Origin of the sequence: Paenibacillus sp. IHB B 3415 (assembly GCF_000802655.2) — a bacterium.
In the GTDB taxonomy this organism is placed as follows: Bacteria; Bacillota; Bacilli; order Paenibacillales; family Paenibacillaceae; genus Paenibacillus_AQ; species Paenibacillus_AQ phytohabitans.
This window is the reverse complement of the sequence record NZ_JUEI01000046.1, coordinates 33,057-45,602: the sequence shown is the minus strand read 5'-3', so window position 1 is coordinate 45,602 and position 12,546 is coordinate 33,057. Positions and strand designations below refer to the sequence as shown.

Below are 12,546 nucleotides of genomic sequence, written 5' to 3'. Positions count from 1 at the left end.
TTCTTTTGATAATCAAACTAATTTTCTATTTCAGTTTAAGTTCCTCCACACTGATATTGATCGATTGAACACGGGGCAATCCCGCTTTTTGGTCGGCAAATACCTTATTGTTATAGGAAGCATTAAATCGAATCTGGCTATCATTCTGAATGACCAAGAAGTTCCCATCCTCATCTGTCGCACTACCACGTACAGCGTTAATCGTTAAGTCTCCTTTGGCAAAAAATCCTCCGCTCAAAGAAAAGACAGAACCTACACCGTACAGCAAAGCATCTGAATCGGTATAAAAGAAGGCCTCCAAAGGCTTAGCCGATGCAGCATTGGTGAAGGCTGCCAAACGATTAATTAGAATAGGGCCCTGCGAAATTAGAACCAGTTCTTTATCGTTCATCCCCTGAATTGAAGCATCCTCTACAATAGTGGTGTACTCCTTATCACTGCCTGTCAACGGTGACTGCTGCAAAGCGAAGATTGTGGAATCGAATTCAACCTTGCCTCTAATCTCTACTTTTCCCGTGACGAGGATATTCGCTTGTACTTGCACAGGAGTAGAACGTCCAGAATTGTCAATCTTCAGATTTCCGTCAATGATATACCAGTTTTTATCCTTATTGGCATATTGAATTCCCGCAAGCTCAATACCGTCCAAGGTTAAATCACCTTCGTAAACAAGAGATTTGCTTGGTTTGGTTAGTTGTTTCACTATTTCATCATAAGACTTTTGGGCTTTCAGGCCAATTTCTGTAGTATCAGCCGGATCAGGCTTTGGAGGTAGGACCTCCGGATGATCAAATATTGTATCATAGGTTCCAATAAGATATTCGGCTAAAGTTCCTTTCTCCACATTGTTGAGAATTTCCGAGCGTATGGCAAGACCACCCATTGCCTCTGCAACCTTATCTGTAAAAGAGGAAATAACATTCACTTCTACAAAGCTGCGGTGATTCTTGATCTTCACATTATCTGATTTAATCTTCCCCGTCATATCAGTAGTTGAGGTTATTTTATCTGCAGTAAGGTTGCCCAAAATCTGATCCTGATATATTAACTTCTGCAGTGATTGTACATGCGCCTCTCCTTCAAGCTGAAAAAGCTTGGAATAAAACGTATGGTCTACTCCTTTATATCTGTAATTAGCAGTATCACTGATTGTTAAAGTGTCCCCGGCGTATATATTCCCCTTAATATATGGAGAACCATTTATAGTCAGGTTATGCTCAGAACCCAGTGTGTAGTTGAGAAAATCGGGAAAAGTATCAATAACAACTACCTGTGATAAATTTCGGACAACCCCATTAATCTCTGCCTGGGAGTTCAAAGTCAGGCGATAGCTGACAGGCATACCACTCGTCGGATCTTTTTTCGTCTCGTAGTCTATACTGGTAATTTTGCCTGATGCCTTCTTTCCATCTGCCTGTAATAAATCAGTGCTGGCGAGCAGGATATTCTGATCATCATTTAGATTCCTCAAAAAAAGATCAATTGCATTATCCAGATCTGACTGGCTAACCACAATGCTAGCTTGGATGGTCTGATTCAGCCGAGCCGTAATATAGGCCACCGCCTCATCCAGCGTCTTCTCCGCCAAATGCAGGCTCTGCACATCATTCTTACGCGTCTCTGTACGCTGTGCGCCTCCAACTGCTGCAGTAAGTACACTCAATCCCAAGATCGTAAGAAGCAGAACAATAAACATAACCAGCACTAGGGCAGAACCACGTTCCTCCCGGAAGCGCCTGGCGAATTCCTTCAGTTTCTTAAGTCTCATATGACGCTGTGACGGTCCAGCTCCACGCATGGGCAGCATCCTCCTAGAATCCAAATTTACTCTTCATTTCCATGGTGTAGTCCCTGCCGTCATACTCCTGTGCCAATTGGAGTGTAATCTCAATCAGTCCGCTGCCACACGGAGAAGCGCTTGTACAGAACCTGCCGTCAGGCGTTGCAGAGGAAATGAGTGAACCGGTCAGATCTGATTTAACTGACGTCCGGGAGTCATTGGAAGGCTCCTCTGTTTCGGTGCCAATAACCAGTTTCCCTTGAGTGAAAGCTATCTTGACCACCTCAAAGCTAGTATCTGTATCGCTTTTCTTCTTTTTCAGAAGAATTCCATCGTTGGTGTTCGTTCTCTCTACTCGCTCCGGGGCAAATGTATATAATTCATTTATAATTGAAGACATAATAATATCCGCTTCATCTCTGAGAGAATTTTCGATTGTTATTTTATGATAGCTGCGGAATCCAAACATAGTGACCATAGAAATGATGCCCACAATCATTGAAAATAAGGTTATGGCGGCAATAAGCTCAATTAGCGTGAAGCCCTGCTGTGACTTTAGCTGGTCAACGTATTTTTTCATCGGTAATATAACCCTCCACCACCGTGCTGACTGTATTCGCATTAGGACCGCCCGGTCCAGTAACTTCTACTTGTACCGGAATCAGATAAGGGGCCATTTCTTGTTTGCGGGTGTCTACGGCATCCTTCCCTCCACTGCTGCTCTTTCCCGCCAGCATATCCTCATGCAGCTTTGCCTGATAAGTTATATTTACCTCATACTGGATATTGTTGATAAAAGGATTCAGCACTTCAGGCAGCACCGCCGAATTGATAAACCCCGCATTATTATATAAACAAGAAGCATCTTTACACTGCTCTGCTTCAATAACAGGGTGTACAGCACTTTGGCTAGTTTCTTTTACATTAAAGTATTGGCCCATAGCCTCAAAATCCTGCTTCTCCATATAAAAGAGCGCATTACGCGCCAGATTGACCATGATCGTCTTATTCTGGTTGGATTTCGAATAGGACAGCGCGTTGGTGAAGTAGGAGGTTAGCACCAGAGAAACTATCGACAAAATCACGATGGCTGCCAGCACCTCAATCAGCGTAAATCCCTCTTCCTTGCCCCTCTCCCGGTTTCGGTTCCACTTGTCTCTCCAAGACATCCTGTTCGCTCCCTATGCTCTATTGGATTCAATCATCGGTCTTGAGTCCTGCACCCTTTTCCGTCTATCTGAATCTTTCTACCTACTTCCATTATATTCTTTCAACTCCGGCACCAGCAATGCTTGCAAGGAATAAATCTAGAGATTTCTACAATTTATATCGTTTAGCGGCTGTGCTATTATTTGGGCTGAAAGGGGATATGCGAATGGCTTTAATCGAATGTAAGTTTTATTCGGAAGTGCTGGGGCTGAACACCTCGATGACCGTGATTCTGCCGCAGCAGACTACTACACAGATCGGAATGAGTAATGTGTCACGGGGGAACCTTCACCCTACGCTGTACTTGCTGCACGGCTTGTCCGATGATGATTCGATCTGGCTGCGCCGGACCTCGATAGAGCGTTATGTAGCGCAGATGGGCATTGCCGTTGTCATGCCTCAGGTCCACCGCAGCTTCTACACCGACATGGCGGCGGGCGGACAGTATTGGACATTTATCAGTGAGGAGCTGCCGGCGCTGGCCCGTTCCTTCTTCCCGTTGTCGGCGAAACGCGAGGATAACTTCGTAGCCGGACTGTCGATGGGCGGTTATGGAGCGATGAAGCTGGGGCTGCGCAAGCCGGAAGATTGGGCCGCTGCCGCGAGTCTGTCCGGTGCCCTGGATATGGCCCATCATTTCATGAACTGGGAAGATAAATCGCAGAAGACGAAGGAGTATATGCAGATTTTTGGAGATAAGAACATTGCAGGCACTCCTGAAGACCTGCTGTGGCTGATGAAAGAAGTGGACCGCTCCAAAGGGCCGAAGCCCCTTCTCTATCAATGCTGCGGCACCGGGGATTTCCTCTATGAGGACAATCAGACTTTCCGTAAGGCCTGCTCCAAGACCAAGCTGTCACTGACTTACGAGGAAGGGCCGGGCGAGCATGAATGGGGGTATTGGGATACCAAGATCCGTGATGTACTGAATTGGCTGCCACTCGGCAAAGTAAAGTCCGCTGACTTGTAAGCGGGTACCCGCCACGCATGTGAATTATAACTTCATTCCCTGCAAAAAAAGACTGTCCTCCCGCATCCTATCGATGCGGTAGAGGACAGTCTTTTTGAAAAGATAAGAATTTATATGCTTTGCACAATAAATGCTCCTTATCTTTCTCGCTGAAACGATACCGTCCTTATTAAAGGACAGCACAGCCGTTTCCACTTGTTGATTCAGTTATATCCGCTGCCAGCTTAGCTGCTTCTTATTGTGCAGCATCCCCATGCTGCACAACCCATTCGTTAGCCGCCAGCAGAGCTGCTTCGGCCCGTTCAATGGCTGCCTGCACCTGAACAGTAGCTGTGCCGCCGTATACGTTACGGGCGTTCACAACAGCCTCCGGCTGCAGTACAGCGTAGATCTGGTCATCGAACAGCGGCGAGAACTGCTTGAATTCCTCCAGCGTCAGATCCAGCAGGAATTTGCCTTCGTTAATGCAGTACAATACCGTCTTGCCGATAACTTCATGCGCCTGACGGAAAGGCAATCCCTTGCCCACCAGGAAGTCAGCGATATCGGTCGCGTTAGAGAAATCAGTATTCACCGCTTCACGCATCCGCGCCTTATTCACCTTCATCGTGGAGATCATCGGCGCGAACAGCTGCAATGCTCCTGTCAGGGTGGCTACCGTATCGAACATGCCTTCTTTGTCTTCCTGCATATCCTTGTTGTAGGCCAGCGGCAGCGATTTGAGCACGGTCAGCAGTCCGATCAGGTTGCCGTAGACACGGCCTGTCTTGCCGCGTACAAGCTCCGGCACATCCGGGTTCTTCTTCTGCGGCATGATGCTGCTGCCGGTGCAGAAGGCATCGTCCAGCTCTACGAAGCTGAATTCTGTGCTGCTCCACAGCACCAGCTCTTCGCTGAGCCGGGACAGGTGAGTCATCACCAGCGCTGCGTTGGCGAGGAACTCAACGATGAAGTCACGGTCGCTGACGGCGTCCAGGCTGTTCTCATAGACGCTGTCGAAGCCAAGCTGCTCGGCCACGAAGTGGCGGTCAATCGGGAACGTCGTTCCCGCCAGCGCCCCTGCACCCAGCGGCAGCACATTGATCCGCTTGTAGCTGTCGGTCAGGCGCTCCGCATCGCGGCGGAACATGGACACATAAGCCAGCAGATGATGAGCGAACAGAATCGGCTGAGCGCGCTGCAGATGGGTGTAGCCCGGAACAATGGTCTCCACATTGTCCTTGGCTTGCCCGATCAGCGCGTCCTGCAGCTCATGCAGGAGAGCCACCAGCTCTACTACACGGTTACGCAAGTAGAGATGCATATCCGTCGCTACCTGATCGTTACGGCTGCGGCCGGTGTGCAGCTTGCCGCCGACCGGGCCGATCTCTTCGATCAGATTTTTTTCAATATTCATATGAATATCTTCATCGGCTACGGAGAACACAATCTCTCCCGCACGCACCTTATCCAGTACCTTATTCAGTCCGTTCTTGATCGTCTCCACATCATCCTGCGGCAGAATCCCGCATTTGCCCAGCATCGTGACATGCGCCAGACTGCCCTGCACATCCTCTTCTGCAAGTGCCTTGTCGAATCCGATGGAAGCCGTATACTCCTCCACCAGCTTGTTCGTTCCTTTGGTAAAACGTCCGCCCCACAGCTTGCTCACCTGTTGTTTCCTCCTCGATTGACGTTAGAAGGGCCGCCCCTGTCCGGATGGGAGGAACGGCCTTCTTCTGTCCGCTTATATTGTGTGATGCTGTATAAATTCTTATATTTTCAAAAACCGCCAAGCGGTTAGATGCTGCTACTTGTTGGACTCTGCTACGCCGGCCGATACCTTCAGACGCAGAGCATTCAGACGGATGAAGCCAGTTGCATCTCCCTGATCATATGCTTGTGTAGGATCTGCTTCCATAGTAGCGATATCCGGGTTGTACAGGCTGACCGGACTCTTCACACCCGCTCCAATGATGTTGCCTTTGTACAGCTTGACGCGTACAGTGCCGGTCACATTCTTCTGGCTTTCCTTCACCAGAGCCTGCAAGGCAAGCCGTTCAGGAGCGAACCAGAAGCCGTTATATACAAGCGTGCTGTAACGGGTGATCAGACTGTCGCGCAGGTTCATGACTTCACGGTCCATGGTGATCGACTCCATTTTGCGGTGAGCGGTGAACAGGATCGTTCCGCCCGGTGTTTCGTACACGCCGCGGCTCTTCATGCCGACAAAACGGTTCTCCACCATATCGACGCGTCCAATCCCATGCTTGCCGCCGAGCTCGTTCAGCTTCTCCATGACTTGCAGCGGAGATAACGGTTCGCCGTTCAGCGCCACGCAGTCGCCCTTGAGGAAGTCCAGCTCCAGATATTCCGCTTCATCCGGAGCATCCTCCGGAGCATTCGACAGCAGGAACATTTCTTTGTTCTCCGGTGCGCTTGGATCAAACCAAGGATCTTCCAGCACGCCGCTCTCATAGCTGATATGTAGCAGGTTACGGTCCATTGAATACGGCTTGGCTGCCGATGCTTGCACCGGAATGCCATTAGCTTCAGCATAAGCGATCATTTCCGCACGTCCCGGGAACTGGTTACGGAACTCTTCTAGACGCCAAGGTGCAATCACTTTGATGCTTGGCGACAAGGCGGCGGCGTTCAATTCGAAACGCACCTGGTCATTCCCTTTACCGGTTGCTCCGTGAGCAATAGCAGTTGCGCCTTCGGCGATGGCGATGTCCACCATACGCTTAGCAATCAGCGGACGGGCGATACTCGTGCCCAGCAGGTATTGGCCTTCGTAGAGTGCGCCTGACTGGAACATCGGGTAGATGAAGTCATTCGCGAATTCGTCGCGCAGATCATCAATGTAGACTTTGGAGGCGCCGGTCGCCAGTGCTTTTTCCTCCAGGCCATCCAGCTCTTCCTTTTGGCCGATATCGGCTGTAAAAGCAATAATCTCCGCGTCATATGTTTCTTTCAGCCATTTCAGAATGACTGAGGTATCCAATCCGCCGGAATAGGCGAGGACGATTTTTTCTTTTGCCATGGGGGTGCAACTTCCTTTCGTTGTGGGGGAGTCTAGGCTAAACCACAGAAAAAATGCTTATACAACCCGATACCCAGACGCAACCTGCGTGAATGTTTGGACTTCCGGCCGCTGTTGTCTCCAGATGTTTCTGATTATACCGCTTGGCGGATAACATCTGGAGACAAAGGCGGACGCTAACGCTCCTACAGTTCCAAACTTCACTCCGTTGCTTAGCACCGGGTTATAACGCATTATCTTCTAAGTTCAACCTATATGGTGTGTTTATATAGTATAAGATCCAAACAGGATTACCTCTGTTTTACTCTAAGATTCAAACAACTAACAGAACTTACATAGGCCTAGTAGAATGTCAGATTTAAACTAGAGAAACTACTTTGGTAATTGGCTGCTGAGGGTTTGCAGTAACCCGATTACGGTATATATGCAGGCTTAATTGTACTTTATACAACTAAATCGTCTGATTTTCAGCCGATTATCCATTTAGTTGTATTTCGTACAATTAAACTGCCAGTTGAACGCGGTTTTCACCTATTCAGGCAGATTTAGTTGTACAGACTACAGTTATAAGAGGCAAGCCTCCCTTTTCGCTGTTTTTAATTGCACAGAATACAACTATCACTGAATTTCACTTGGAACTGAATACATCAATTGCTTCCTTGTTGTATTAAATTACTTCTTTAGTTCTGGTTGTACTAGTCTAGCCCATCAAAGCTGCCATAAGCGCCTTCTGCGCATGTAGGCGGTTCTCCGCCTGATCGAAGATGACGGAGTTCGGGCCGTCAATGACACCGGTGCTTACCTCTTCCTCACGATGGGCCGGCAGGCAGTGCAGGAACAGATAATCGCTTTTGGCACCCTTCACGAGTTCCTCGTTGACCTGATAATCCTTGAACGCCGCTTCACGCGCCAACTGTTCAGCCTCGAAGCCCATGCTCGCCCATACATCCGTATAGATCACGTCAGCTTCCTGTACCGCTTCCTGCGGGCTGCGGGTAACGGTGATGACCGAACCTGTCTCCTTAGCGATCTCGCGCGCCTCGGCCACTACAGCCTCATCTGGCTCATAACCCTCCGGGCCAGCGATCGAGACATGTACGCCCAGCTTGGCACCGCCGATCAGCAGGGAATGCGCCATGTTGTTGCCGTCGCCGATATATGCCAGCTTCAAGCCCTTCAGCTTGCCCTTGTGCTCGTATACAGTCTGGTAATCCGCCAGAACCTGGCACGGATGCGCCAGATCGCTCAAGCCGTTGATAACCGGAACGGATGCATAACGGGCCAATTCTTCCACTTTATCATGGCCGAAGGTACGGATCATGATACCGTCCAGATAACGCGACATCACCTGCGCCGTATCACCAACCGTCTCACCGCGGCCGAGCTGGATGTCATTCTTGCTGAGGAACAGCGCATGACCGCCCAGCTGATACATCCCCACTTCAAACGACACACGTGTGCGGGTAGAGGATTTCTCAAAAATAAGCCCGATCGTCTTGCCCAGCAGCGGCTGGTAGACTTCACCGTTCTTAGCTTTGCGTTTCAGCTCAATCGCCAAATCAATCAAATACGTAATTTCCTCCGGGCTGTAATCATTCAGCTCCAGAAGATCACGGCCTTTGAGCTGTGCGGCAATAGCCTCTGTAACGCCCGTTGTTCCCTGACTCATGAATCTGCCTCCCCGTTTCCTTTGTTAGCATAAGTATGGATTAGTTCCGAAAGGATGTCCACCGCCTGGTCGATCTCCTCATGGGTTACGTATAAATTAGGCAGCAGGCGAACGACATTCGGTCCGGCTTGAACGAACAGCAGTCCGCGTTTCTGTCCGGCCAGCACAATCTCGGCCACTGGCTCTGCACATTCGATGCCGATCAGCAGGCCTTTGCCGCGGATATCCTTCACGAAGGTAGTGTCCGCCAGCTTCTCTCTAAGCAAGCCGGTCAGATAATCGCCCATCTCAGCAGCACGCTGCGCCAGCCCGTCTTCCAGCATCGTCTCAATCGTCGCTTCCATCACTGCTGCAGCGAGTGGTGTGCCACCGAAGGTAGATGCATGACTGCCCGGGCTGAATGCTTCACGAAGGTAACCCTTGCCCAGCATAACACCTGCCGGGAAACCGCTGGCCACGCCTTTGGCCAAGGTGAAGATATCCGGCTCAATGCCGTAATGCTGATGGGCGAACAGCTTGCCTGTACGGCCCATGCCAGTCTGCACCTCGTCTACAATCAGCAGCAGCCCGTGTTCCTTGCACAGCGCGGCTACAGCGTCCAGGAAATCCTGCTGCACCTCAATAACGCCGCCTTCGGCCAGCACCATCTCCAGCATGATCGCTGCCGTATGCTCCGTGATTGCTGCCTTCAGCGCCTCCAGATCATGGAGAGGCACAGTCTTGAAGCCTGCCGGGAGCGGCAGGAAGCCTTCTTTTACCTTCGCCTGCCCTGTTGCTGTCAGTGTAGCCAGCGTACGTCCGTGGAAGGACTGCTCGAACGTGATTACTTCGTAGCGGTCCGCACCCTTCACCTTCTGGTGATACCGGCGCGCCAGCTTAATCGCTGCTTCATTCGCTTCCGCTCCGCTGTTGCAGAAAAATACCTGGTCCGCACAGCTGTTAGCGGTAAGCAGCGCAGCAACCCGGTCCTGGCCCGGAATGTGGAACAGGTTCGAGACATGCCACAGCGTATCAATCTGTTCCTTCAGCTTCGCGCCGACCTTCTCCGGAGCATGGCCCAGGCTGGTTACAGCGAGTCCGCACATGAAATCCAGATATTTGTTCCCCTGATCATCCCACACCCAGCTGCCCTTGCCCTTGACCAGACTAATATCATATCTGGCGTACGACGGGAATACCGCACTCAGCTTGGCAGGAGCAGTAGCGGCCCCCTGTTCCTTCGTTTCCACAGAACGTTCCTGCGGCGCCCCCGTCAAAGAATCCTTGCCCAACTGTGTAAGCTCACTCATTCTCAGTCACTCTCCCACCATGCTGCTGCCGGATTACCGTCAGCGCCTCTAATTTACTTTCCGCTCTACCAGGTACCCATCAGCCAAATGCCAATCAAATCAACTTTGCACTCTCTATACTACTCCGGCAGTTTAGCTGCTAACTGCATAATTATCGGACAATCCGCGTCCCCAGCTCTTCACCCTGCAGCACCCGGCTGAGCACATTCGGCTCTTTGCCGTCGACAATGACAACCTCAGACACCTTGCCCTGGATGCAGTCCATGGCTGCACGCACTTTGGGAATCATCCCGCCATAGATTTCGCCGCCTTCGATCAGTGCCTCAATCTGCGCCACCGTCACGGACGGGAGCACAACCTTCTCTCCGTCCAGCACACGCATAATTCCCGGCACATCTGTAACCACGATCATAGTAGGCGATTCCACAAAAGATGCCACCGCTCCGGCAGCTGTATCCGCATTAATGTTGTAACGCTGACCACCACCATCCACACCGATAGGTGCGATTACAGGAATGTAGCCCATCGCGAGGATACCCGTCACAATCTCCGCTCTGACCTCGGTTACTTCTCCCACCATGCCCAATACATCGCTGTTCGCAACCGGACGCGCCATAAGCAGGTTGCCGTCAACTCCGGATAATCCGATCGCCTGCCCACCGGTGGCTTGAATCCGGCGGACAATCGCCTTATTTATGCTTCCGGCCAGCGTCATCTCTACCACATCGAGCACTTCTTCCGTCGTCACCCGCAGGCCGTTCACGAAGCTGCTCTCAATCCCAAGCTTCTCCAGATTCCCCGAGATTGCCGGTCCGCCGCCATGAACAATAACAGGCTGAGCCCCGTTTCGCTGCAGCTCCCGCAAATCCTCAAAGAACGAATCCGGCAGCGCAGCCAGCGTACTCCCGCCGCATTTCATCACGAACAGGCCACTGCCCGGCTGCTTCTCTATAGGTTCAAACGTCATCTCTCAGTTACCTCCCTATATAAGCTGAACTTAAGATACTAACTTAAAGCCCAGTCGTCACTACGGTGAATATTTGGACTTCCGGCCGCTGTTGTCCCCAGATTTCTTGATTGATTAATACCACATTGGCAGTGGAAATCCGGTGACAAAGGCGGGCTGAACTTAAGATACTAACTTAAAGCCCAGTCGTCACTACGGTGAATATTTGGACTTCCGGCCGCTGTTGTCCCCAGATTTCTTGATTGATTAATACCACATTGGCAGTGGAAATCCGGTGACAAAGGCGGTCGCTATCGCTCCTACAGTTCCAAAATTCCCCTCCGATCCTTATCGCTTTTTGTTGGTTTCTTGTATTCCGCTTATATAGAAGCTTATACCCGCCGCCAACCAGCGCAGATCAGGTGCGGTACGCGGCATTAATACGCACATAGTCGTAAGTGAGGTCGCAGCCCCAGGCTGTGGCACTTCCGCTTCCGTCTGACAAGGTTACCGTGATCAGCACGGTATCACTTTTTTGCAGATAATAGAGAGCCTTCTCTTCGTCAAAAGCCACCGGACGCGATGTCCGCAGCACCTCTATATCTCCCAGCTTAATATCTACCCGTTCCGGCGATACCGGAACCCCCGCGCGGCCTACAGCAGCGATAATCCGTCCCCAGTTGGCATCCGCCCCGAAGATCGCTGACTTCACCAGGCTTGATCCGACTACAGTTTTGGCAATAGCTGCAGCACCTTCATCATGCACCGCTCCATTTACCTGTACTTCGATCAGCTTCGTTGCGCCTTCCCCGTCACGGGCAATCGCCATCGCCAGACTGCGGCACACATGCGTGAACGCTGCGGCAAAAGCCTCCCAATCCGGATGCAGACGCGTCAGCTTCTCATTTCCCGCCAGACCGCTCGCCATAGTGACCAGCATATCATTCGTGCTAGTATCTCCATCTACTGTAATCATATTAAAAGTAGAGTTGGTCGCACTGCGCAGCAAGCTAAGCAGATCCTCGGCATCAATGACAGCATCTGTGGTCATGAAGCCCAGCATCGTCGCCATATTGGGATGAATCATACCTGAACCCTTGGCCGCTCCGGCAACCACTACCTCTGTACCGCCAACCGTTAGCTTGACGCAGCTCTCTTTTTTGACCAGATCCGTGGTGAGAATCGCCTGGCTGAACTCCTCCGCACCCGCAGCACCGCCATCCAGCTTCTCCGGCAGTCCGGCGATCCCGCTGCGCACACAGTCCATCTTCAGTAGCTCCCCGATTACCCCGGTCGAGGCTACCGCAACATCCAGTTCGTTCACGCCCAAATAACGGGCAGCCGCAGCGCGCATCTCATACGCATCCGCTTCACCCTGATCACCTGTGCAGGCATTGGCATTGCCGCTGTTCACGATAACCGCCTGCAGTGTCCCGTTTGCCAGACTCTCCCGCGTCACCTTCAGCGGAGCCGCCTGAAAAACATTCGTGGTAAATACCGCAGCAGCCGTCGCCGGAACCTCGCAGAGAATAGCTCCGAGGTCGTTACGTTCGGTTTTTTTGAGCCCGCAGTGCAGCCCTCCAGAAGTGAAGCCCTTAGGTGTAGTAATGCTTCCGCCTTCCACGACGGTATATAGTTTGTTCTCGCTCATGTTATAG

General features: G+C 51.2%; 10 protein-coding genes. 1 reads left to right on the top strand and 9 read right to left on the bottom strand.

Annotation, left to right across the window (positions count from 1 at the left end; all coding sequences use genetic code 11):
• Nucleotides 1-25: 25 nt before the first annotated feature.
• Genes QW71_RS20295 through QW71_RS20285 form a run of 3 tightly spaced genes read right to left on the bottom strand, consistent with a single transcriptional unit; the run spans nucleotide 26 to nucleotide 2,949 of the window.
• The gene (locus QW71_RS20295) at nucleotides 26-1,798 is read right to left on the bottom strand and encodes a hypothetical protein (RefSeq protein WP_039302750.1); all 1,773 of its coding nucleotides are present in this window, start codon (nucleotides 1,796-1,798) and stop codon (nucleotides 26-28) included.
• A 13-nt stretch (nucleotides 1,799-1,811) separates the two neighbouring features.
• Nucleotides 1,812-2,360 carry a PilW family protein gene (locus QW71_RS38125; protein WP_052770103.1) on the bottom strand — a complete coding sequence of 183 codons (549 nt, stop codon included), beginning with the start codon at nucleotides 2,358-2,360 and terminating at the stop codon, nucleotides 1,812-1,814.
• Nucleotides 2,344-2,949, bottom strand: coding sequence for a prepilin-type N-terminal cleavage/methylation domain-containing protein (locus QW71_RS20285; protein ID WP_039302748.1), 606 nt, complete (start codon nucleotides 2,947-2,949; stop codon nucleotides 2,344-2,346). Before QW71_RS20285 ends, QW71_RS38125 begins: the two co-directional genes overlap by 17 nt.
• A 206-nt stretch (nucleotides 2,950-3,155) precedes the next feature.
• On the opposite strand from QW71_RS20285, the gene QW71_RS20280 reads away from it, so the two are divergent.
• Nucleotides 3,156-3,959, top strand: coding sequence for an alpha/beta hydrolase family protein (locus QW71_RS20280; RefSeq protein ID WP_039302745.1), 804 nt, complete (start codon nucleotides 3,156-3,158; stop codon nucleotides 3,957-3,959).
• 235 nt (nucleotides 3,960-4,194) lie between these two features.
• On the opposite strand, the gene argH is transcribed toward QW71_RS20280, so the two are convergent.
• From argH to argJ, 6 genes are all read right to left on the bottom strand, one after another.
• Nucleotides 4,195-5,610, bottom strand: coding sequence for an argininosuccinate lyase (gene argH / locus QW71_RS20275; RefSeq protein WP_039302742.1), 1,416 nt, complete (start codon nucleotides 5,608-5,610; stop codon nucleotides 4,195-4,197).
• 138 nt (nucleotides 5,611-5,748) lie between these two features.
• Nucleotides 5,749-6,984, bottom strand: a complete 1,236-nt coding sequence (locus tag QW71_RS20270) for an argininosuccinate synthase (protein WP_039302739.1) — start codon at nucleotides 6,982-6,984, stop codon at nucleotides 5,749-5,751.
• A gap of 700 nt (nucleotides 6,985-7,684) precedes the next feature.
• On the bottom strand, nucleotides 7,685-8,653 hold the full coding sequence (gene argF / locus QW71_RS20265; protein WP_039302736.1) for an ornithine carbamoyltransferase: 969 nt from the start codon (nucleotides 8,651-8,653) through the stop codon (nucleotides 7,685-7,687).
• The gene (locus tag QW71_RS20260; protein WP_039302734.1) at nucleotides 8,650-9,942 is read right to left on the bottom strand and encodes an acetylornithine transaminase; all 1,293 of its coding nucleotides are present in this window, start codon (nucleotides 9,940-9,942) and stop codon (nucleotides 8,650-8,652) included. Before QW71_RS20260 ends, argF begins: the two co-directional genes overlap by 4 nt.
• A 151-nt stretch (nucleotides 9,943-10,093) precedes the next feature.
• Nucleotides 10,094-10,909: an acetylglutamate kinase gene (argB, locus tag QW71_RS20255; protein WP_047013878.1), complete on the bottom strand. Its 816-nt coding sequence runs from the start codon at nucleotides 10,907-10,909 to the stop codon at nucleotides 10,094-10,096.
• A gap of 397 nt (nucleotides 10,910-11,306) precedes the next feature.
• The gene (gene argJ / locus QW71_RS20250) at nucleotides 11,307-12,539 is read right to left on the bottom strand and encodes a bifunctional ornithine acetyltransferase/N-acetylglutamate synthase (protein ID WP_039302730.1); all 1,233 of its coding nucleotides are present in this window, start codon (nucleotides 12,537-12,539) and stop codon (nucleotides 11,307-11,309) included.
• Nucleotides 12,540-12,546: the final 7 nt, after the last annotated feature.